Source organism: Oceanospirillum sediminis (assembly GCF_014164585.1).
GTDB lineage: Bacteria > Pseudomonadota > Gammaproteobacteria > Pseudomonadales > Halomonadaceae > Oceanospirillum > Oceanospirillum sediminis.
The window spans coordinates 53,856-77,287 of sequence record NZ_JACJFM010000018.1; the positions used below are offsets into that span (position 1 = coordinate 53,856).

The window sequence follows — 23,432 nt, forward strand, 5'->3', positions numbered from 1 at the left end:
GGTCAGCTTAAAGTCTGTTCATCGGAAAGAGGCCCATCAGGGCCAGGCGTACGGCTCATTATAAAGCGTTGTTTTCCCTGAGCCTTACCTTCTTTAACCCTTTCCTCTGCCAGATAGAAGAGCTGTTTGCTGTTCAGATCAGCTAATGAAAACTCCTGAGTATCGACAATGCCACCGGTCACTGAAACAAAAAAGCTCTTGTTACTGGTATCAAAGCGATAATGTGAGATGTAACTGTTAATTTTTTCACAGGTTGTATAAGCCTCCGTTGCAGAGATATCTGGCATCAATATGGCAAAAACCTGACCTGAGTAGCGGGCGACCAGATCAAGAGGGCGCACTTGTTGCTGAAGAATATCAGCGATGGTTTCGATCACCAGGTCTCCGGTATGCTCGCCATACTCGGCGTTAACCGATTCCATATTATCAATATCAATGATGATAATACTGAAATGCCCTTCGCCAAACTTTACTCGCTGCATAAAGGCGCTCAGGCGACTCATATAGTAGCGACGATTAAGCAAGCCGGTCAGGGTATCGGTAATCGCCAGCTGTTCCAGCTGTTGCTGACTTTTTCTCTGCTCAGTGATATCTGTAAAAATACCGTGGGCAGAGTCCAGTTTACCTTCTTCGGTAAAACTGAGCGGCTCGCCTTTGCAGAGAATATGCCGTGGCTGGCCTTCTCCATCGATCAGATCATTTTCTATCTGAAAGCGGGCTTTATGTTCCCGTATGGTATCGCCAAAGTGGCTGAAAAAGTTTCGTACCGATGCAATATCTGAGTTGTTTGATAGCTCTTTAAGCACAAACTCTCTTGATTCATGGTACCCACCCAACAGGTTGGCACTGATATCATCCAGGAACAGAGCGCCTTTATCCCGGTCCCAGCGCCAGTAGCCTAATTCACCGGCCCAGAGAATAATGTCCTGCTTTTTGATACTGTCCTTCAAATCGTGTTCTATCTCTGCTTTCAGGGCAATCTGCTCCTGAAGCTTTCTATTATAGAAAAACAGTAAGACCAACATTAGTAGAATGCTGGCAATAACAATCAACGCAATTTTAAGATAAAGCTGGCGCTGATTCTCGCGATCCTGTTTGGGTGTCCACTGAAAGCCTTCCAGTGAATAATCCGGTTGTAGCAGTCCAAGAGAGACAAAAGTATTGGCCATATGCCGCCAGCGGGTTTCATTCATATGACCCAGTTCGACCAGTTCAGGAAGAATCAGCTCTTTCATCTGTCGATATTCAAATTCAAGATGTTCCCGTGTATGGGCATTGGGGAAGTCACTGTATTTTTGCAGAATCAGATCAATAATTTCATCGGGACGATCAAAGGCATATTTCCAGCCACGAAGGCTGGCACGGACGAAGGCTTTTACCAGTTCGGGTTTCTGATTAATCATGTCCTCACTGGTAAACATGGTATCGCCATAAAAGTCGATACCATAGGAACGGGGAAGAATCAGCCGGTAAGGAATACCTGCTTTTTCCAGTTCATAGGGTTGATTGGTGGTGTAAACCGATACTGCATCTGACTTTTGACTGATCAGCTGTGCAGTACTGAATGAGCTTGGGATGTGTTCATACTGCTTGTCGGTGATACCTTCAGCCAGAAGAACGGCGTAGGTTTCGGCGTCGTTAGTCAGCTCCCCGATTTCCAGACGCTTTCCAGAAAAATCCTGAGGAGTGAGTATGCCTGATTCAGCCAGGGTAGCGATACCTGCTGCCGAGTGCTGGAATATCACTCCCAGCGCGACCACTGGCTGGCCGCTGGTTCGGGCCAGTAACAGTTCTGAACCTGTCACGCCAAAAGTGGCCTTGCCACTGAGTACCTCTTCCAGAGATGAACGCACATTAAAACCGCCAGGACGTATCGTAACATCCAGGCCTTCATGGCGATAAAAGCCTTTTTCCAATGCAGCATAAAAGCCGGCAAACTCATACTGATGAGTCCAGGATAGTTGTAATACTACTTTCTCTGCAGCCTGAGATAATGAACTCAGCAGCATGGCAGAGAAGAACAGAAAAGATAGAAAGCCTGATCGGAGAGGCATCAAGTAGTTCCCTTTTTCCCTGGTGTCGGATCTCATTAATACCGACAAACTCTATGATCTGGTGTTTCTGCAGAATATCGACAATTGTGATTCAGATAATGCGTCAATAATTCTGATGAATGCTCCTATTGTATCGGATATGCTTAATATAGAGCACCTTTATCATAATGAAAAACAGCAGACAGAGTGAAATAATCTCTGTTTCATCTGGTAATTGCAGTCGATATTCAGATATTTTGCTATTGATTGGCTACTCTGGAGAAAGTGTCTGTCACTCTGTGTCACTGTTCTGGCATAATTGCCGCTTTTATTTTTGATGTTCCTTCAAATTTTTCTTCTGACATGACTTTTATTACAGGTATACGCTCTTGCTGACCACTGCAAATATTACAATGCAATTTGGCGCTAAGCCGCTATTTGAAAATGTGTCCGTTAAGTTTGGCCAGGGTAATCGTTACGGCCTGATCGGGGCAAACGGTTGCGGTAAGTCAACTTTTATGAAAATTCTGGGTGGAGACCTGGAGCCTACCGGCGGTAACGTGTCGAAAGACCCGAATGAACGTATCGGTAAACTGAAACAGGATCAGTTTGCCTATGAAGCTTTCAGTGTCATTGATACCGTTATTATGGGACATGACGAACTCTGGAAAGTTAAAGCTGAGCGTGATGCTATTTACGCAAAAGCGGAGATGACTGAAGCGGATGGTATCCGTGCCGGTGAGCTGGAAGGTGAGTTTGCGGAGATGGATGGTTATACCGCTGAATCCCGTGCCGGTGAGCTGTTGCTGGGTGTGGGTATTCCGATTGAGCAGCATTATGGCCCTATGAGTGAAGTGGCCCCTGGCTGGAAACTGAGGGTGCTGCTGGCCCAGGTGCTGTTCTCTGATCCTGATATCATGCTGTTGGATGAGCCAACCAACAACCTGGATATTAATACTATCCGCTGGCTGGAAGGCGTGCTCAGTGAGCGCAACTGTACCATGATCATCATCTCGCACGACCGGCACTTCCTGAACAGTGTCTGTACTCATATGGCAGACCTGGATTACGGTGAACTCCGTCTGTTCCCGGGTAACTACGATGAATACATGACTGCGGCGACTCAGGTAAGAGAGCGTCAGTTGGCAGACAATGCCAAGAAAAAAGCTCAGATTGCTGAACTGAAAGCGTTCGTTAGTCGTTTCTCTGCTAATGCCTCTAAGTCAAAACAGGCAACATCACGGGCGAAGCAGATTGATAAAATCCAACTGGATGAAATTAAACCATCCAGCCGTCAGAACCCTTATATCCGCTTTGAGCAGGAGAAAAAGCTGCACCGTCTGGCACTGGAGGTGGAAGGTTTATCCAAAAGCTATGAAGAGCCGATTCTGTCTGGCCTGAACCTCATGATTGAAGTGGGTGAGCGCATTGCGGTAATCGGTGAGAACGGTATTGGTAAATCCACGCTGCTTAAATGTCTGGTGGGTGATACAGAGCTGAATGCAGGTACAGTGAAATGGTCTGAGAATCATAAACTGGCTTACTATGCCCAGGATCATGCCGCTGATTTTGAAGAAGATAAGACGCTACTGGACTGGATGAGTCAATGGGGCCAGGAAGGGGATGATGAACAGGTTATTCGTGGTACCCTGGGCCGCTTGTTATTCTCACAAAAAGAGATTGATAAGTCGGTCACCGTGATCTCAGGGGGAGAGCAGGGCCGTATGCTGTTCGGTAAGATGATGCTGCAGCGCCCTAATATCCTGGTGATGGATGAGCCAACCAACCACCTGGATATGGAATCTATCGAGTCTCTGAACCTGGCTTTGGAAAACTACGAAGGCACACTGATTTTCGTCAGCCATGACCGTGAGTTCGTATCCTCTATTGCAACCCGTGTCATTGAGCTGAAAAAAGATGAAGTGGTCGACTTCAAAGGCTCTTATGAAGAGTATCTGAAGAGTCAGGGTGTGGAATAAACCAGCCTGAGCTCCATGTTGTAAGCTGTAACGACACATAGAAGTGGCTTTTCTCTGTGTTTTGAAAAGGTCTCTGGTATTATGCCGGGACCTTTTCTTTTATCTGATGCCTGTTTTCGGAAATGAACCTCTGATGTCCGCTCGTCGATACCGGTTGGATCGCTTTATCAGCCAGCACAGCCGCTTTAATCGCAAAGATATTCGCCTGTTACTGGCTCAGCAACGTATTCTGATTGATGGCGTCGCAGCCAGTAGTATTAATCAGGTGGTTGATGGCTTTAATCGCATTGAGCTGGATGGTCAGGTATTAGCTGATACTCAGCCACTTTATATCATGCTGAATAAGCCTGTCGATGTGGTGACGGCGGTCAAAGATGATGAGCATCAGACGGTTATGGATCTGATCGATCATCCGCACCGCGATTCCCTGCATCATGCGGGACGCCTGGATTTGAATACCTCCGGGTTGCTGCTGCTGACGAATGATGGTCGTTTTTCCCGGTTGCTAACCCATCCTGATTACCATATCTGCAAGAGATATCTGGTTACGCTGGCCGATCCGGTCACCGATGAATATACCCGTGTTTTTCAGCAAGGTATCTATTTTGCCTACGAGGACACGATAACGCGTCCTGCTGAGCTGGAGATCCTGAGTCCTTATCAGTGCATTATGACTCTGACGGAAGGACGTTATCATCAGGTAAAAAGAATGTTTGGCTATTTTCGCAATCGGGTTACGGCACTACACCGGCTTTCTATGGGGAGTCTGGCACTGGATAGTAAGCTGTTACCGGGGCAATGGCGCGAACTGACCGCGAATGAGTTGAAAGGCCTGCATGCTGATTTTACTGAGGCTGAAAAGATAGAACAGGAAGAGGCCACAGAGGATTTCTGATTCGATACCGCTTCGGGTTACCTTTATATTGTTTAGCCTTTAACTGATCGCTTGTATCAGTTAAAGGCAGGCAAGAGTGAGGCAGATTATTCCTCTTCTGTTTTATACAGCACAAGGCTTTTCAGAAACGCGATCACTGCTCTCTGATCATTAGCCGATAAAGCGTTGAAGTTGTCTCTGGATGAAGCGCTTTCTCCCCCATGAAATGCGATTGCCTCTTCCAGAGTTGTTGCTCGGCCATCATGCAGATAAGGCGCAGTAGAGCCTGCTCCCCAGAGTTCTTTGGTAAGAAATACTGAAGCACTGATCCCTCCCGCATCAATTGATTCTGCAAGTTCCTGTCCCATATCATGGCGTTTCAGGTCGCCGTAAAGGCGAACAATGGCACCGCCATTGCCATCTTTTTCAAAATTTCCCAGCGTATTATTACCGGTCTGAATCGGGTTGTCTGGCAGGTCTTCTGTTAAATCAAACTGGATCGCTGTCTGGACCGATACGCCTTCATCTTCCGGAAATTGTCCTGAAGGAAATACGGAATCCCGATAGCTTGTATGCAGACTGGGTTCAGAATACACAGGATCATTCAGTGTCATTTGTGGTTTATGGCAGCTGGCACAACCGGCCTCGGAGAATAATTGCTCACCCAGAGCAATTTGATTGGTCTGTCGTGCTGACAACGGGTCGAGTTGGCCCAGTTGTGACAGCTCCAGCTTTGTGACCGGGCGAGGCTGAGCGGCCTGATAGATCACCAGTGCGGTGATATCTCCGGTGCTCAGTTCATTTACAACGCCATCACCATCGCCATCAATATTATGACCGGTCATTTCCGTGGCTTGCAGTCCAAGTTCGTTATGCGCTGCGCCCCTGACAAAATCACGGACATGGCTGACCATGCCTTTCCACTCAAAAGGTTTTACGATCAGATCATCATCAATACCGTCCAGGTCATTGGTATCAATACTGCCATCGGGGGAGACAGTGATACTGCCAAAACTGACCTCTTTGGTTTGTAAAGGCTGAGTAATATCCGTTCCGGTTATGCTGGCCTGGCTGATCGCTTCATCTCTTAATGTATGCAGTTCGCTGGTCATCTCCTCCGCCAGCCTTTGCAATGCGCCTATACCAAACAGATGAGGTGTCTGGCGATTAATAAAAAATGCCGGTAGCCCCATATGCAGAGGGTCCTGGATATTATTCATTACTACCGGACCGGCGCCATCCCCAAAAGGCTTGCCATGACAGATATTACAGCTCTGGGCATTGGGTCCTGTGAAGCGGCGAGGTGTGTGTGTCGCCCACTGTTGATGGCCTGTAAGATCGGCGCGGGGAACCAGAGTAAAGCGCTGGCCGTTGCCAACATTAGCGCCTACACCTTCGTCAGCTTTGAATCTGTGCTCAAATAGCCCATCTCCGACCTCGAACGCCGTATCAAACGCTTCTGATGGACTGAATTGAGCCAGGGCATTCAGTTCGCTTTGCTCAATGTGCAGCTGCGTTTGCTGATTATTGTCCGAAGCAGCAGGAGGGTTACCTTGCTTGCCCCTGGCATGTACAGGGTCTGCAGATAATACCACCAGAGAGATAACTCCTGGCAAACTCCATCTGATCACTGGGGAAAGAGATATTTTACTCATCATTAAACCTCATCATGTGAAGATAACCACCAATAGGAAGAGTGTTTGTTGTTATGTTTTGTGGGAAAAAATCACTCTTTAAAAATATCCTAGGCGGGAAAATTTCACACGTCAGTGTTGTTTTGTCCTCTAATGGCACCGGAGGTAATAAAGTGTGGAAAAACGTAGAAATGAGAACTGATGAAAAGAAATTTTATGGGGATGAAACTAAAAGCCCTGATACCTTGATCAGGGCTGTGTTCAGAAGGTCTGGGCTATTTTGCCTGGAACGGTTTAAAAGCAATCAGCTATTACCATGCCATCGATAATGGTTGTTGGGTTTTTGACTGACCAGATTTTGCTCCATGAGTAACGCAAACAAAGCATCGGTTTCTTCCTGAGTAATTTTCAGAAAAGACATCACTGCCTTTTTGGTGCAATTGACCTGCTTGTTATCCAGAGCATCAGAAACTTTATCGATTAATGCTTGTTCCTGCTCAGACAGTATATTTTTGTCAGCATCAGAATTAACAGGTATCTGATCGACGATGTCTGCAGCCGTAGTAACACCTGTATCGGATTTACTCTCTGTTTCTGGCTGAGGCTGGTGAGTCAGCAGTTTTGGCATTTCAGGCTCAATGGTCACAGGACGCTGGTGACGGAATTGCTGACAGAAGCGCTTTTCTTCACCAATCAGGCCAATAAAAAAAGCGGCAAAGAAGTCCAGCAGGACAGATAGAAAAACAACCAGCCAGAGTTTGGCTGTCTGAGAATCTGTACCCAGAGCTCGGGCCATGCTGTCAATCAGTCCCAGAACCGATCCCTGAGTCACTACCGGCAGGCTGTCTCTTTGTTCTGCCAGTTGTCTCTGTTTGTCACGCAGAGCGCTATTTTCTTTCTGAATCCGGGCCAGACCAATGGCGATACGGTTCATTTCGATATAGCGTCGTCCGGCCTCATTATTCAGTTCAATCTGTTCTTCAATCGCTTCAATTTCCCGATTAAAGGAATCGATTTTGCTCTGCTGAATATTCACATGATTCTGGGCTGTGTTGGTGGCACTGTTAATACCGCCGATAGAACCACCAATTGAAATGGCTGCCAGAATGGCATAAAAAATCAGTGCAGACAGAGCTCCGGAAAAATTACGACGGGCACGGCGTTCACCAAATTCAAACCAGGCAAAAAACTTACCTAATTCAAAAATAATGGCCAGACTGCCGAATAAGGCCATCATCACCCAGTCATCATCAATAGAAAGAAAAAGCAGCAGAGAGAAAAAAATGGATGTTAGCACCGATGCGCTGGTCAGCAGATAAACCACATTCATCGCAAATGATGATTTCGGGTATCTGACAGGTAACTCTTTTTCGTACAACATATCAGGTTGGGTGTGTTCCGCAGTGTATTAGTGAAAAGGCATTCATTGCCTGAAAAAGCGGCTAAGGATACTGGGTGTCAGAAGAAAAATATAGTGAAAATAAAGGGTTGCATGTGTTTATTGTTGGAGATGCGTTTAGACAGTAACAGTAACAGGTCGAAATTGAAAAACGGTACTGCATGATGTTGTAATAAGTGAATTCTGTTCAGGTGCAAAAACGTTTTATCTTTAACAGGTATCCCCTGCATTAATCCCACGTATCTTAATCCTTTATTGTTTTTGTATGGTAACTATTCAGCCCCCTTCTCAACTATTTGCTGCCTTGGCGGATACTTCAATCTGACTAAAAAAGGTCATATCCAGGTCTGCTATCTCTTTATATATTCAGTGGAACCTGATTTACACTTCACTACGGGGCTAAAATAATCCTGAGCAGACAGAGGCCAATTTCTGCTTGTACACAGCATACTCAATGGATAAAAGCATGAAGAAAACAGATAAAAAAATTGAAAAGAAGCTGATCTCAGCGTTAACCCATGTCTGTGATTTGGCGCTTGATCGAGTCGAAGGCTTTCAATGGTTAACACACCGGACTAATTTCAACAGTTTCCCGGATTCACTATCGATTATCTGTATTTTTGAATCGGTAGATATCCTTGAAAAAGCGACCTTGTCTGGCAGTACTGACACCTTATATGAGTTGATCTATTGTGAGCTAAAAGCGGCAGATATTCTGCTAACAGATATCAGAAAACATGTACTTTTTGATACTGAGGAGGCATGTAAAGGGGAACATGACGGGAAGTGGAATATACGTCTGCGTAAGCATTAATCATCCTGAACCCAGTCGTTAACACGGATCATTTGAAGGATAAAAAAGCCCTGTTCATTCGTCAGCAAACCATGAACAGGGCGAGTTACTTCCGGATTCAATGCAAAAATCCGCAATGTGTTTAACAGACACCGCACGGGGCTGTTACAATAAACATATTTGTTTACGGTGATTTACTCATACTGGATCACTCCGATATATCCCAGCATAACCAGACGGGATTTTCATCAGTATTTATACGATCAATCAGGCCAGCAATCCCGCTTCAGTCGGTCACTAAGATTATCCCACTCTTTCCGACCCGGCCGGGTCAGCCATTTCCAGATAGTTTTCAACATATTTCATCTCCTGAAGGTATGCAAGGTCAGGAGCAGGCGCGCTTGCTCTGTCACGATGAGCAATGTAATTTATGCGCTTACGCATTAAAAGCCCAATAAAAGCAGGAAGAAGCTGCAAATATGCATAATATGAACTGGGATGATCTGCGGATTTTGCTGGCAGTGTCCAATACCGGAAGTCAGTCTGCTGCTGCTGATCATTTAGGAATCAATCAGACCACTATTTCCAGACGCCTGCGTCAGCTGGAGCAGAATTATGGTCAGCCGTTGTTGCAACGGCAGCGTAAAGGTTATGTTTTTACTGATGAGGCAAATCTGTTGATTGAGCAGGCCAGAAAGATGGAAGCTCATATGTTAGAAATTGCACGGGCGCAGGCTAATGACCGGCGCAGTGAATTGAAAGGACAGGTGGTCGTCAGTTCAACGGATATGGTGCTCAGGTATATGATTGCTCCTGTTTTATCTGAATTTCGCCAGCGCTACCCTGGCATAGAGCTGGTTCTTCTCAGCAATGATGAGGTGGTCAGTCTATCTCATATGGAGGCTGATATTGCGCTTAGATATATTCGTTCTGAACAGCTGGATATTGTGCAGCGTAAGTTGATTACATTTCAATACAGTTATTTTGCCAGCCCGGATTATCTGGATAAGTACCCGGTAGATGAATCCGTCCCGCTTCAAGGGCATCGGATCTTAAAATTTGAACATATTAAGTACCGTTATAACTCTCAGCAACTGCAGGACTTTGACAACAATGAAATTATAATGCGCAGTAATCATGCTGACTTGCTAATTGATGCTTGCCGGCAGGGGTTGGGTATTATTAGTCTTCAGCAACAATATGGTATGCAAATTTCCGGGCTTCGTATGCTGAATATTCCGCCTCATAGAAATGTTTCAGTCTGGATTGCCAGTCATAAAGATAACCGCCGCTTACCTGCTATCCATGCCGTGAAAGAGTTTATTATTGAAGCCAGTGAACGTTGTGCCAGAGGAGAGTTTGCTGTGGAAGATAAGCAAAGAGATCTGATTGCTACTGGTTGGGCAGAATACAAAGTCGAATAAATCGACTCTGTATCTGTTATAAGCTAGCTGTAAGACACTGCTGCTTATCTGACTTACTTATTGATATCTGACCTATTGAAGTGAAGGTTATGGGCACTGACCTGTCTGGAATACACCGGCTGTTTCTTCTTTAATCCAGCTGGTGCTGCCGGATAAAGCCCCCAGATACTCATTGCCACCTGTGGTGTAGTAACCCAGTTGATAATAAGCACGCCCTGCAACCTGATGGGACAGGTTGGTTGTATTCCAATCCTGGCAACCGGTGTTACCTCCGCCGCCACTCCCGGAGCAAGCCGCAGGCTTTACAGCGTACCACTGACCTGGCTCTCCTTCGTACAAAGTCACTGAACTCCAGCTATCGAAAGAGCCACCAATATCCTGATTATCAGCATTAGCCAGCGCTCTCAGGTTGGAAGTACCACCCGCATAAGCGCGGCCTGCATTAATGTGGCCATAAGGCGATGCAGTTTGTTCATCACAGGTTTCAACGGGAGCATTCGGGTCAAAAACAGAAACCGTTCGACTGGCATAGCCAGAATTCCCATCGCTGTCTGTTGCCGAGTAGCTGCAACTATAGTCACCAACGGCAGTTGTATTAACGTTCTGGCAGTCTGTTACGACAATCAGAGAGCCATCTTCAGCATCATTCGCGGTTGCCCCTGGATCGGTATAGGCTGTATTCAGAGCAATAGACAGCGGATTATCGCCTGTCAGAGTAATTACCGGTGTCCCGCCAGAGCTATTACTATGGCGACTGAAAAAGTCCCAGATGATATCCGGGTAACTGGGACCGGTACGAATCGCCCATTTACCATTATTGCCATGCTCACCGCTTACCCAGTAGTGGCCGTGATCAGTATCCTGAGTATTGGGAGTGCTTAAAGGGCCATCCAGATATACTGTTTCAACAATGGATGGGGTGTTCAGAGTACCATCCCGAGTGTAGCGAGTATGAGTGCAGGAGAAGTTATTCTGATAATAAGGTGTACAGCTGTTTTGTGAGGCATAAGCTTCTGCAGGAGTATCGTGGCTGCTATCTCCCCATACTTTCAGGTGAGCATCACGGGTATTATCCGCTGCGGTTTTCAGCACGGTACAATCATTTTCATTCTGCAAAATCAGCATAGGAATCGCTGTTGTGCTGTTCAGTTCGCTCTGCATATCGCTGACAACACGGCTGATGCTATGAAAAGACGCATAACCGGGACATTGTCCTGATAAAGAAACAGAGGATGAATCTTCTCCATAAGGCAGGCCTGCAGCCGGGGCCGCAGCCGTCCAGTACTCATTATGTGTGGTGGCTGCTACTATTGTCATGGCGCCGCCGGAAGACAAGCCGGTAATAAAGCGACGAGCCGGATCAATATTATGATCGGCTTCGACCTGTAACGCGATCTGATGCAGGTCTTCAACCTCTCCGCCGCCTTCATGCCGGTGCTGTTCAAACCAGAAACCCCAGCAGTTCTCATTTCTCAACCCGTCATAGCTGGTAATGAATGGGGCTACCAGAATGAAACCGTAACGATCGGCAGCTTCTTTCATCCCCCAGTCATTCAGTACATCATTATGAGTTTGTTTGCACCCATGAAGTGTCATCACCATAGGAGCAGGTGAAGTCAGATTATCGGGCAGATAAACTTTGTACTGGCGACTACGAGAATCAGGATAAGCTTGTTGGGGCAGAGTGTAGGATAAGGTCTGTCCGGCATAACTGTGAGTTGATGAGATAAAAACCGAAACCAGACACAGTGAGAGTAAAAACAACTTACGTCGAAAGATCGTATGCATGGTCATGCTCCTTGTTAGATTTATTGTATGGCGAGGAGAGATTAGAAAATTCTGTGCCAGTTCTCCTTTTGCACTGATTTTTATAGTGATTTAATCTGAATTCTGTTTTTATGGTCTGATGAGTCTGTCTTTTCGGACAGTTTCTTTCTGTTTTTCTGTACACATTTCATGCAATGTCTGACCTGCCATACACCGAATATGCAGGAAGTTTGCATTGAGGCTCTTATGGGATACCTGATGTGTCAGATTATTACTGTTCTGGCAGTCTGTATTTTTTTAGATATTTTTTATTCTTTTTATTTCAGATAGTTAAAAAACTTTCCGTCAGAGTTCTGACATGGAAAAACAGACAAAATGTTTGTATGCTAAGAGCAGGAAGCGAAAAGCTGCAAAATCTGACATAAGGCTAACGTCAAATATGAGTGACAATCAGACAATTTCTCCTGAACTGGAGCTTCAGATTCGCCAGATGATTGATACTGGCATCGCTGACCTGAAAGCAGAGCTTGTGGCTTATATTGATGAAAAGTATGTGGGAATTCCTGACGATGAGGAAGAGGCGACTGAGCCTCTGACCCTTAATATGGTGATGCTGCAAATCACGGCTATTTTTGAAAAATTTTCCCATTACGATGAAATCTACCGAACATTCGGCATTGAAGCGGATACTTTTCAGGATGAGTGCAATGAAAATATTGATGGTATGCGCTTTCGACTGGAGCACTTTGAGGGGCAGTTGCGGGATTTCCAGAATCGGCTGCTGATTGAAGAGAGTGGTGGTGATTCAGCCATTATGGTCAACAGAGAGTTAAAAAGTCAGTTTGAGCAGCTGGCAAAGGAAGTGCAGGAAACCATTAACCAGTTTGACCAGTACTTTCAGTCTGAACTGGAGCATCTTGCTGAACTACCAGCGGAAATGGCAACGCTGAAAGAACAGTTGGATAAACGCCAGACAAAAGCTGAAGCCCTGATTTCCAGTCAGGAAAATAAACAGCTTATTCTCGGTAAATTACGTCAGGCGGTTGATCAGTTGAATGAGCAGTTACCTAAGGTAGTAGCAAAGCAGATTGAGAAAAAAATGGGTTAGGAGTTAATTGATACTAATTCAGATCTGGCCTGAACGAGCATATCTGAACAAATGTGTCTGAGTTGAGGTGACTGTCATCCGGCCTTTTTAGTAGAATCCTTCCTGAATTGATTATAAACATGATCGGAAGTCGTATATGTTTCAGGACCTGAACCGCTTGCTGAAGGATTCGTTTGAGTTTTTCTTTGCTAATTTTACAGTTATCCTTTCCCTTATTCTTCCTGTTTTATTACCTGTTACTATTTTTGGCCTGTTTGCTGAACAGGCGTGGATCGTGGAGGATAACTCAAATGCGGCACAGGTTTATGCCAGCATAGCCTTTGTTAATGCACTGACTTATCCCTTATATCACGCAGCTCTGATCCGTTTTATGCATGATCGTATCAATGGTCATCAGATTGCCGGGGCCGGAGCCTATTATTTCTCTGCGTTGCGTCTCTGGTTACCGCTTCTGATTCTGAATCTGATGATAGGTTTCTCGATTCTGGCTGGTTTATTGTTGCTGATTATTCCAGGTTTAATACTGATGGTCAGAATGACCTTTGCTGAGTTTTACTGTGTGCTGGAGCAGAAAAAACCTGTTACGGCTTTTAAACTCAGCTGGCAGGATACCAAAGCAGATTTCTGGCTGATTCTGACCGGGGCTGGAGTGATCTATATGACTCTGTTCACCCTGGAGTCAGGACTATCTATGCTGTTCGGAGATAATACGCTGGGCGTGGTGATGGATGCCGTGTTAAGAGTCTTCTTCGGCGTGTGTTACACCTTGTTTACTATCTTTGCCTACCGCATGTATGTACGTCACGTGCAATTAAGTCAGGATAATGATCAGGAAAGGGATGATGATAGCCGCAGGGAAGACGATCAGGATTAATATTGCAGAGCTAATCTGATGGGCCTCACCGTGGAGGGGGTTAGCTCAGCTCGAATTGATCGGCTAAGGGTTGAATGGACCTAAAAAGCTAAGCAAAACGAGAAAGAGCAGGTGCAGTGCCTGCTCTTTGTGTTTCAGAAAGGTTATGAATCGTATGAAATTAGCCTGTCACACGTATTCGGCGGTCAACCTTTTCTTTGGGCTGGTTATTCTTCGCTTTTTCCGCTTTGTCTTTCAGCTGCTTATCCACCATATTCTTAATTGCAATCAGAATGCCCATGCCGACAAAAGCCCCTGGTGGCAGAATCGCAAACAGGAAACTGTAGTCTTCAAAAACCACGATTTTCCAGTTCTCAGCCATAGGGCCAAACAGCAGCTGCATATTTTCAAATAGTGTGCCCTGGCCCAGCAGCTCACGCATTGCACCCAGCAATACCAGAACAGCAGTAAAACCCAGCCCCATCATAATGCCATCCACCAAAGAGGGTAGCAGTGGATTTTTACTGGCAAAGGCATCTGCGCGTCCCAGAATGGCACAGTTGGTTACGATCAGAGGAATAAAGATCCCCAGAATCTGATACAGCTCATAGGTGAAAGCTTGCATCAGAAGCTCGGCACAGGTTACAAAACTGGCGATAATCATCACAAAAGCCGGTAGGCGTACCTGCTCAGGTACATAGTTTCTGATCAGAGATACGGACAGGTTAGAGCCCACCAGAACCAGAATTGTTGCGATGCCCAGGCCCAGTGCATTCACCACAGAGCCCGTCACGGCCAGTAGTGGGCAGAGCCCTAATAACTGGACCAACGCCGGGTTATTATGCCACAGACCGTCCAGAGAGATTTCCTGATAACTTTTCATACTGTTTTCTCGTTTGCAGGTCTGAGTTACTGATTCTGTTGTTCCGGTACCGGAATCGCCAGCAGTACATCTTTATGCTTATTGAAGTATTGCAGTACATAGCGACTCTGATTCACGATGGCCCTTGGTGTAATCGTTGCTCCGGTAAACTGGTCGATAATACCGCCGTCTTTTTTTACTCTGAGCTTTTCTGTGCCCGGATTTTCCAGTGATAAACCGCTCAGGCTGTGAATCCAGTCTGATTTTTTGGTTTCCACTTTATCACCCAACCCTGGTGTTTCTTTATGACTGAGTACCCGAACACCAGCCATCTCACCGTTACGCTTAACGCCCACCAGCATATTGATATTGCCACTATAGCCATGAGGGGTAGTTACCGGGAAGAAAATAGCCTGGATCTGATTGTCTTTACGGGCGATGTTCACTGTAATCGGATCTTTATTACCCAGAATATCGTCCGGCTGAATCACATAGGTGTCATTTAACAGATCATTATCTACTTCACTGGCTGGTATCAGCTCGAACAGACTCTGACTCTGTGCCTGGCGAATATTATCACTGATCACATCTTTTGTGCCCAGCTGAGTCACTGCGATAATACCTGCAGTGACGACGGCGAAAATACCCAGGCCAATACTGCTGCGTCGAATGGACTCAATCAGTGTCTGTTCTTTCTCTTCTGCCTGATCAGTGGCTGCTGCGTTGTCAGGATTGGGGTTACCGTGCATCTGAAAATCCTTAACGGTTTATGCCTGTTGCTCAGGCGTCACGCTTAATGCCTTTACGGGCTTTGTTATGGCCGAATGTACGCGGCTGGGTGTAGTAATCGATAAAAGGAGCTGCAAAGTTCATCAGCAGCACCGAAAATGCGACGGCATCCGGATAGTTACCCCAGGTACGAATCACATATACCAGCACACCGATACCAGCGCCAAACCATAGCTTACCTTTGTTACTGGTCGCTGCTGTTACCGGGTCGGTAGCGATAAAGAAAGCGCCCAGCATAGTCGCGCCAGACAACAGATGAACCATAGGGGAGGCATAATTACTTGGATCACCGCCGTAGAATATCGCTGACAGTAACGCAAGGCTTCCTAGCATGGCGGCCGGAATATGCCAGGTAAAGATCTTTTTCCAAAGCAGGAACAGGCCGCCCAGCATAAAGCCGACAGAAACAAAGGCCCAGCTCCCCCAGACTTTTTCAGCAACAAATGCATTCTGACGCCAGTACTCATCGGCCATCAGTTCGCCTTTATGTTTAAAACCATCCAGAGGTGTTGCCATGGTAAAGGCATCAGCTACTTGCTGATGTCCGGCAAAGACAGCCTGTAAGCTGGCCCCCAGTGATACCCGTTTCTCCAGTAGTTCTGCAGGCATCATCCACTGAGTCATTTCCACCGGGAAGGAGATCAGCAACAGGGCATAGGCAATCATCGCCGGATTAAATGGGTTATTCCCCAGGCCACCATATAGCTGTTTTGCTATCACAATCGCGACAAAGCTGCCGGTAATCAATAGCCACCAGGGTGCCAGTGGTGGCAGGGCTAAGCCCAGTAAGACACAGGTCAGCAGGGCACTGTTATCTTTCAAAGCGGGTACCGGATTACGCTTTCTCAGCATCAGTACCGCGGCTTCGAACGCCAGGCCTGCCAGACTGGCAATAACGACATTGATCAGTGAACCCCAGCCAAACACCCAGGTCAGTGCTGCCAGACCTGGCAAGGTCGCCAGGATAACATATCGCATCACCTGATGGGTGCTTAGCGGGCGATGTAGATGAGGCGATGAAACTCGGGTAAACGCCATAACTGTTCAGTACCTTATTCAGATCGTTCTGTCAGATCGTATTCTCCGGATCAGATAATGTTATCTGATCCGGTATCTGTCCGTATCAGGCTTCAACAGCCTGAGATGCTTTTACGGCTTCCAGCTTATCAGCGGCTGTCTGAGCTTTTGTCTGAGCCTGGCTCAGAGTCTGCTCACATTCACTGATGGTTGCAGCATCACCGCTATCCTGAGCGGCCTGAAGTGCTTTTTCCGCTTTTTTAACCGCTGCTTTGCTGGCAGCTGCGGCGATTTTAGCCTGCTTAAGGGCTTTCTCACGAGCTGCGACATCGTCTTCTGTAGATGAAGCGGCCTGCGAACCTTCAGGCGTCTGCGCATTTGCTGCTGTTTGTGGAGCTGGTGCCGCTGGAGGATTATTTTTCAACTCCTCCAGTTTTTTTGCTGCTGCTTCCGCTTTGCTTTGTGCTGTGTTCAGAATGTCTTCTTTCGCTTTGATCTCATCAGCATCGCCGGCTTCCTGAGCGGCCGTCAGTGCTTTTTCCGCTTTTTTGATGGCGGCTTTGCTGGCAGCGGCAGCAATTTTGGCTTGTTTCAGTGATTTTTCATGTTCCGCTTTAGCGGTTTCATAAGCTTGCTGTGCAGAATCACTTGTTGGCTGTACCGCAGAGGCTGGAGCTGCCTGTAGTTGCTTCAGCTTATCTGCTGCTTTTTCTGCATTGGCCTTCGCTATAGTCAGAGTCTCTTCTTTGGCTTTGATCTCGTCGGCGTCGCCAGCTTCCTGGGCAGTAGCCAGTGCTTTTTCTGCTTTTTTAATAGCTGCTTTGCTGGCTGCAGCGGCGATTTTAGCCTGCTTCAGTGCTTTCTCGTGTTCTTCTGAAGCGGCTGCGTTGGTCTGTGGTGCAGCAGGCGGTGTGGATTGCAATTGTTTCAGTTTATCCGCCGCTTTTTCAGCGTTCGCTTTGGCGGTGGCCAGATCGCTTTCTTTGGCTTTGATCTCATCGGTATCACCGGCTTCCTGAGCAGTGGCCAGTGCCTTTTCCGCTTTCTTAATGGCTGCTTTGCTGGCCGCGGCAGCAATTTTAGCCTGCTTCAGAGCTTTTTCATGTTCTTCAGTGACCTGACCACTGGCTGAAGCGGCAGGTTTGGCCGCAGGCTTCGCTGAGCCCAGCTTGCTATCAATATCTGCCAGTTTCTGCTGAGCACCCTTCAGATTCTGTTCCAGTTCAGTCAGATTATCCGTATTGTTTTCTTTGGCTTCTGCCAGTGCTTTTTCGGCTTTCTTAACCGATACTGCAGCAGCTGCCCGCTGAATCTTCAGTTTCTTCTGCTCGGCCTCATCGACTGCTGTAGTAGCGGCCTCATTGGCTTTTGCTGCTGGCTTCGCTGCAGGTTTAGCCGATGCACTCATACGCGCTTTACGGCGCGCTGCGGCTTCTGCTTCCTGACGTTCCAGGCGAGCCTGACGCTGCTCGAAACGAATCTTCGCCCGTTCGGCTTTTTTCGCTTCCTCATCTTCCCGGCGAATCTCGGATTTCGCGTAGCGGTAATACTGTACCAGGGGAATATGACTCGGGCAGACAAAAGCACAGGCACCACATTCGATACAGTCGAACAGATTGAATAACTGAGCTTTTTCAAACTCCTGAGCTTTAGAGAACCAGTGCAGCTGTTGAGGTAGCAGTTCAGCCGGGCAGGCCTGTTCGCACATACCGCAACGGATGCAGGGATTTTCCATTTCAGGATCAGGAAACTCCTGATGGGTTGGTGCCAGCAGGCAGTTAGTGGTTTTTACAACGGGGAGTTCATCACCCTGAAGTGAGAAACCCATCATAGGACCACCCATGATCAGACGACTGGCAAGCGAGTTTTTAAAGCCACCCAGCTCCAGAAGCTCATTAATCGGCGTTCCCAGGCGTACTTCAAAATTCTGCAGGCGGGTAAAGGCACTACCGGTCAGTGTAGTGATACGGCTGATCAGGGGTTCTCCTTTGGCAATCGCCTTATAGATAGCTATAGTGGTGCCCACGTTCTGACATACCACGCCAATATCTGCTGGCAGGCCACCTGAAGGTACTTCACGACCGGTCAGAATGCGGATCAGCTGCTTTTCACCACCAGATGGATATTTAGTCGGAACCACCACCACTTCAATATGGGTGCCTTTGGCCGCTGCTTCCAGAGCTGCAATGGCTTCTGGTTTGTTATCTTCAATACCAATCAGACAGCTACTGGGGTTTACCAGCTGGCAAAGAATCTTAGCACCTTCGATAACCTGTTCCGGATAGGTACGCATCGCCATATCATCAGAGGTGATATAAGGCTCGCACTCCGCTGCATTGATCACCAGGGTATCAATATCATGGCGCTCACGGGTTCTGGCTTTTACCGCAGTGGGGAAGCCAGCACCGCCCATACCAACAATACCGGCTTCTGCAATTTTATTGAGCAGAGTCTCTACATCGGCATTTTCCCAGTCTTTTACCGGATGCAGATCAATCCATTCATCCTGACCGTCGGATTCGATAATGATGCATTCATCTGTCATACCCGAGGCGTGAGGAATGGCATGATCTTCAATCGCGACAACCGTACCAGAAATAGTGGCGTGGATATTAGCGCTGATAAAGCCGTCAGCTTTAGCGATTAATTGCCCGGTTCTGACTTTTTCACCTATCAGCACAACCGGTTCTGCCGGGGCGCCAATATGTTGCTGTAGCGGCAGAATCACCTTTTTTGGCAGAGGAGCATCAACAATCGGAAATTGCGTCGATTGCTGTTTATTTTCTTCCGGGTGAATACCGCCATGAAAATCCCATACTGTACGCATCAGGCCTGACCTCCATCAGTAGCGATGACCTGGCCTTTGAATCGGGCGTTAGGACCTTCAGGCAATGCCCAGCTCCAGGTTTTAATGGTGGTTTCAACAGGCAGCATATCAATACAATCTACAGGACAGGGTTCCACGCACAGGTCACAGCCTGTGCATTCTTTTTCAATTACGGTATGCATCAGTTTAGTGGCACCAATGATAGCGTCCACCGGGCAGGCCTGAATACATTTAGTACAGCCAATGCACTCGTCCTCACGAATATAGGCGACTTTTTTCACGCCAATATCTTCCGGGTCTGCATCCAGAGGCATAGGGTCACGGCCCATTAGCTCAGCCAGTGCTTCCATCGTGCTTTCACCACCTGGTGGGCATTTATTAATGTCATCGCCATTGGCTATAGCTTCTGCGTAGGGGCGGCAACCAGGATGACCACACTGACCACATTGAGTCTGGGGCAGCAGGTTATCAATTTGCTCAACAATAGGATTACCTTCCACCTTAAATTTAATGGAAGCGTAGCCCAGCATAGCACCAAAGGCGGCGGCTAATGCCAGAAGGCCTATAACCGCAGCCAGTACAGGATGATTGAGAAAAAATTCCGTCATTGATCCAGCTCTATTACCTGATCCTGTCTGATAAACAAGATTACGCGAAGATAACAGGGTGACTATTCGCGTAATCGAAAAAACTGTCCGGGTAACCTGCAATATCAGAATAAGCAGGGTTATGGGTTACGGAACAGGGCAAAGTGTTATAACTGCACCAGTCCACTGAAGCCCAGAAAGGCCAGAGACATCAAGCCTGCTGTAATCATGGCTATAGATGACCCCTGGAATGGTGTCGGTACATCAGATACGGCGATACGTTCACGCATCGCTGCAAAAAGCACCAGTACCAGAGAGAAGCCAACAGAGGCACCAAAACCGTAAATTGTAGCTTCGACAAAACCACTGTTTCTGTTCAGGCTGAGCAGGGCAACACCCAAAACAGCGCAGTTTGTGGTAATCAGAGGAAGGAAGATTCCCAGTACCCGGTATAGCAGGGGACTGGTTTTCCGAACAACCATTTCAGTGAATTGAACCACAACGGCAATCATCATGATGAAAGCGATGGTTTTCAGGTACTCAATACCAAGAGGTTCAAGGATGAAATGGTAAACCAGATAACTGCTTGAAGATGACAGCGTCAGGACAAATGTCGTTGCCAGGGACATACCCATAGCCGATTCCAGCTTGTTGGATACGCCCATAAACGGACATAGTCCCAGGAACTGTACCAGAACAAAGTTGTTTACCAGAATCGTGCTGACCAGCAGCAAAATATATTCAGTCATCTGATTTCTTACATAGCTGTTTTAATTGTCAAAGGTTTTTATCAACCCGGTGTTTTAGCAAGGTGAAGCATCACCGATGGCTGAGATTTTACCCGTTTGTTACCTGACGTCCTGTGGCAATTTGTCGCAGAATGCCAGAAATTCGATCTGTCATTAGGTGCTCTTGCATGTTTTGATACTGATTCACTTTTCAGTGGGCAAATACTGTATCAGTAGTATTAAATGTTTTCCTGATACAGATCAGTGCAGCGACTGCGACGAGGTCAGTCTTTAGTTATAAGACCCCGGAGTTAAAACTGTTTCAGGTTTTACGGTTTCATGAGTACGATATACCCGAGCCAAAAGCGTTTCCGGGTAGTTCAGCCAATAGCCGGAGAATACGGCAACGTCTGTTGTGGCGTTGTCGTTACTTTTGCTCAGATGTTTAAGTTGTCAAACCTATTCGCATCATGCAGGCGCCTATTATCTTTTTTTCAATTATTCCATACAAGAAAAAAGAAAGGGTATTTTATATGCTTTAGTTATAAGTAAGTGAGAATGGTTTCTTAATGAAGAATAAAAAAACGGAGGCTAAGCCCCCGTTTTTTATGGTGTTTTACAAATCACACAGTGCTGTTTTGACTGTGCCTTTATTTAACTCGCATACCGTTAACAGCGCCTTCATCCGGTGTCAGCAGGAAGATTTCTTCACCACCAGGGCCTGCCGCCATGACCATGCCCTCAGACATGCCAAAGCGCATCTTGCGTGGTTTCAGGTTTGCGACCATAACTGTCTGACGACCTACCAGATCTTCCGGGTTGTACGCTGACTTAATACCCGCAAATACGTTGCGGGTTTCGCCACCCAGATCCAGGGTCAGCTGAATCAGCTTATCAGCCCCTTTAACATGATTCGCTTCAACAATAGTCGCGACTCGCAGATCCAGTTTGGCAAAATCATCAAACTCGATTTCCGGGCTGATAGGATCATCTGCCAGAGGGCCTGTAGCTACAGGGCCTTTTTTCAGTTTCTCTTCTTCTGCCAGAACCTCTTTTGATGCTTCGATCATGGCTTCGATCTTATCGCTTTCGATACGGGTCATCAGGGGTTTGAATTTCTGAATCTCATGACCCAGCAGCAGTTCTTTACGTGCATCCCAGTCCAGGTTATCCAGATTCAGGAATTCGGCTGCTTTAGCAGATAACTCGGGCAGCACTGGTGCCAGGTAAGTTACCAGCTGGCGGAACAGATTGATACCTACAGAGCAGATGTCCAGCACTTCCTGATCTTTGCCTTCTTCTTTTGCCAGAGACCAGGGGGCTTTATCTGCGATGTACTGGTTGGCTTTATCGGCAATTTCCATAATCAGGCGGATTGCACGGCCAAATTCGCGATTTTCGTAGTGTTCAGCGATCTGGTCGCCCAGAGCAATCGCTTCATCCAGCATTGCCTGCTCTGCGCAGTTGTCGGACAGTTTACCGCCGGATTTTTTCACAAAACCGGCACAGCGGCTGGCAATATTAACCACTTTGCCGATCAGATCAGAGTTTACGCGGGCGGTAAAATCTTCCAGGTTCAGGTCCAGATCTTCAGGGCGACTGGTCAGTTTTGCTGCAAAGTAATAACGCAGGTATTCAGGGTTCAGGAACTCGGCGTAAGTCTGTGCCTTAATAAAGGTGCCACGAGACTTAGACATCTTCTGACCATTAACTGTCAGGAAGCCATGAGCATTAACCGCACTCGGTTTACGGAAGCCGGAGCCTTCCAGCATGGCTGGCCAGAACAGCGCGTGGAAGTTGATGATATCCTTGCCGATAAAGTGGTACAGCTCTGCATCAGAGCCTTCTTTCCAGTACTCATCAAACTCCAGGTCATCCTGACGGCTGCACAGATTTTTGAAGCTGGCCATATAACCAATAGGTGCGTCCAGCCAGACATAGAAATATTTGCCTGGAGCATCCGGAATTTCAAAACCGAAGTAAGGTGCATCACGGCTGATATCCCATTCTTGCAGACCAACGTCCAGCCATTCCTTCAGTTTGTTGGCAATCTGCTCATGCAGAGTGCCGCTTTGTGTCCATTCCTCCAGCATATTCTGGAAATCAGGCAACTTGAAGAAGTAGTGTTCAGAATCCTTTTCAACCGGAGTAGCGCCGGAGATAGCCGATTTCGGATCGATCAGTTCTGCCGGGCTATAGGTTGCACCACAGGATTCACAGTTATCACCGTACTGGTCATCTGCTTTACATTTAGGGCAGGTGCCTTTAATAAAGCGATCTGCCAGGAACATGCCTTTATCGGGGTCGTACATCTGAGTGATGCTGCGGGTAGCGATGTGACCCTTTTCACGCAGGCGCTTATAGATCAGCTCTGAGAATTCACGGTTTTCCTCAGAGTGAGTTGAGTAGTAGTTGTCAAAGTTCACCAGGAACTTTGCAAAGTCTGCGCGATGTTCTTCATTAACTTTGTCAATCAGCTGCTGAGAGGTAATGCCTTCCTGCTCAGCGCGCAGCATGATTGCTGTACCGTGAGCATCATCGGCACAAACATATGAGCACTGATGACCGCGTTGTTTCTGAAAACGAACCCAGATGTCCGTCTGGATATACTCCAGCAGGTGGCCCAGGTGAATGGAGCCATTGGCATAGGGTAGTGCGCTGGTAACAAGAATTTTACGTGCTGATGACATAGTGTCTCTTTAACTGGTCCAGGTTAAACAATTCAGGCAGTTCCATCTGATTTCCAGGGAGTTGGCCA

General features: G+C 47.0%; 17 protein-coding genes. 6 read left to right on the plus strand and 11 right to left on the minus strand.

Translation table 11 applies throughout. The features are described from left to right. Positions 1-2: 2 nt before the first annotated feature. Positions 3-2,054 carry an ABC transporter substrate-binding protein gene (locus tag H4O21_RS14085; protein WP_182809513.1) on the minus strand — a complete coding sequence of 684 codons (2,052 nt, stop codon included), beginning with the start codon at positions 2,052-2,054 and terminating at the stop codon, positions 3-5. A gap of 368 nt (positions 2,055-2,422) precedes the next feature. Here H4O21_RS14085 and H4O21_RS14090 point away from each other — a divergent pair, with 368 nt between their 5' ends. Next, a complete protein-coding gene (locus H4O21_RS14090) occupies positions 2,423-4,012 on the plus strand; it encodes an ABC-F family ATPase (protein WP_182809514.1) in 1,590 nt (529 codons plus the stop codon). Between the two features lie 133 nt (positions 4,013-4,145). Further along, a complete protein-coding gene (locus H4O21_RS14095) occupies positions 4,146-4,907 on the plus strand; it encodes a pseudouridine synthase (protein ID WP_182809515.1) in 762 nt (253 codons plus the stop codon). 86 nt (positions 4,908-4,993) lie between these two features. On the opposite strand, the gene H4O21_RS26205 is transcribed toward H4O21_RS14095, so the two are convergent. Together H4O21_RS26205 and H4O21_RS14105 are read right to left on the minus strand one after the other, a co-directional pair. Continuing rightward, positions 4,994-6,481 (minus strand): di-heme oxidoredictase family protein, encoded by a 1,488-nt coding sequence (locus H4O21_RS26205; RefSeq protein ID WP_182809516.1) that lies wholly within the window; start codon positions 6,479-6,481, stop codon positions 4,994-4,996. A gap of 343 nt (positions 6,482-6,824) precedes the next feature. Beyond that, positions 6,825-7,901 (minus strand): Preprotein translocase subunit SecY, encoded by a 1,077-nt coding sequence (locus H4O21_RS14105; RefSeq protein WP_182809517.1) that lies wholly within the window; start codon positions 7,899-7,901, stop codon positions 6,825-6,827. A gap of 484 nt (positions 7,902-8,385) precedes the next feature. Between H4O21_RS14105 and H4O21_RS14110 the strand changes: the two genes are divergently transcribed. Both H4O21_RS14110 and H4O21_RS14115 read left to right on the plus strand, forming a co-directional pair. After that, positions 8,386-8,733 carry a Fis family transcriptional regulator gene (locus tag H4O21_RS14110; RefSeq protein WP_182809518.1) on the plus strand — a complete coding sequence of 116 codons (348 nt, stop codon included), beginning with the start codon at positions 8,386-8,388 and terminating at the stop codon, positions 8,731-8,733. Positions 8,734-9,191: 458 nt separating this feature from the next. Beyond that, positions 9,192-10,136, plus strand: coding sequence for a LysR family transcriptional regulator (locus tag H4O21_RS14115; RefSeq protein ID WP_182809519.1), 945 nt, complete (start codon positions 9,192-9,194; stop codon positions 10,134-10,136). Between the two features lie 87 nt (positions 10,137-10,223). Here H4O21_RS14115 and H4O21_RS14120 read toward each other — a convergent pair whose 3' ends face one another. Next, complete coding sequence (locus H4O21_RS14120) at positions 10,224-11,924, minus strand: extracellular catalytic domain type 1 short-chain-length polyhydroxyalkanoate depolymerase (RefSeq protein ID WP_220495672.1); 1,701 nt, start codon at positions 11,922-11,924, stop codon at positions 10,224-10,226. 418 nt (positions 11,925-12,342) lie between these two features. Between H4O21_RS14120 and H4O21_RS14125 the strand changes: the two genes are divergently transcribed. Together H4O21_RS14125 and H4O21_RS14130 are read left to right on the plus strand one after the other, a co-directional pair. Next, the gene (locus H4O21_RS14125) at positions 12,343-13,011 is read left to right on the plus strand and encodes a hypothetical protein (RefSeq protein WP_182809521.1); all 669 of its coding nucleotides are present in this window, start codon (positions 12,343-12,345) and stop codon (positions 13,009-13,011) included. A 136-nt stretch (positions 13,012-13,147) separates the two neighbouring features. Further along, entirely contained in the window at positions 13,148-13,885 is a 738-nt protein-coding gene (locus tag H4O21_RS14130; protein ID WP_182809522.1) for a hypothetical protein, read from the plus strand. A 160-nt stretch (positions 13,886-14,045) separates the two neighbouring features. On the opposite strand, the gene H4O21_RS14135 is transcribed toward H4O21_RS14130, so the two are convergent. The 7 genes from H4O21_RS14135 to metG all read right to left on the minus strand — a co-directional run bounded on the left by H4O21_RS14135 (position 14,046) and on the right by metG (position 23,364). Continuing rightward, positions 14,046-14,747, minus strand: a complete 702-nt coding sequence (locus H4O21_RS14135) for an electron transport complex subunit E (RefSeq protein ID WP_182809523.1) — start codon at positions 14,745-14,747, stop codon at positions 14,046-14,048. A gap of 26 nt (positions 14,748-14,773) precedes the next feature. Continuing rightward, a complete protein-coding gene (rsxG, locus tag H4O21_RS14140) occupies positions 14,774-15,475 on the minus strand; it encodes an electron transport complex subunit RsxG (RefSeq protein WP_182809524.1) in 702 nt (233 codons plus the stop codon). Between the two features lie 31 nt (positions 15,476-15,506). After that, entirely contained in the window at positions 15,507-16,553 is a 1,047-nt protein-coding gene (gene rsxD / locus H4O21_RS14145) for an electron transport complex subunit RsxD (protein WP_182809525.1), read from the minus strand. An 85-nt stretch (positions 16,554-16,638) separates the two neighbouring features. Next, on the minus strand, positions 16,639-19,359 hold the full coding sequence (rsxC, locus tag H4O21_RS14150; RefSeq protein WP_182809526.1) for an electron transport complex subunit RsxC: 2,721 nt from the start codon (positions 19,357-19,359) through the stop codon (positions 16,639-16,641). Beyond that, positions 19,359-19,967: an electron transport complex subunit RsxB gene (gene rsxB, locus H4O21_RS14155; RefSeq protein ID WP_182809527.1), complete on the minus strand. Its 609-nt coding sequence runs from the start codon at positions 19,965-19,967 to the stop codon at positions 19,359-19,361. The genes rsxC and rsxB overlap by 1 nt, the downstream gene beginning before the upstream one ends. A 146-nt stretch (positions 19,968-20,113) precedes the next feature. Further along, positions 20,114-20,695, minus strand: coding sequence for an electron transport complex subunit RsxA (gene rsxA, locus H4O21_RS14160; protein WP_182809528.1), 582 nt, complete (start codon positions 20,693-20,695; stop codon positions 20,114-20,116). Positions 20,696-21,324: 629 nt separating this feature from the next. Then, positions 21,325-23,364 carry a methionine--tRNA ligase gene (gene metG, locus H4O21_RS14165; protein ID WP_182809529.1) on the minus strand — a complete coding sequence of 680 codons (2,040 nt, stop codon included), beginning with the start codon at positions 23,362-23,364 and terminating at the stop codon, positions 21,325-21,327. Positions 23,365-23,432: the final 68 nt, after the last annotated feature.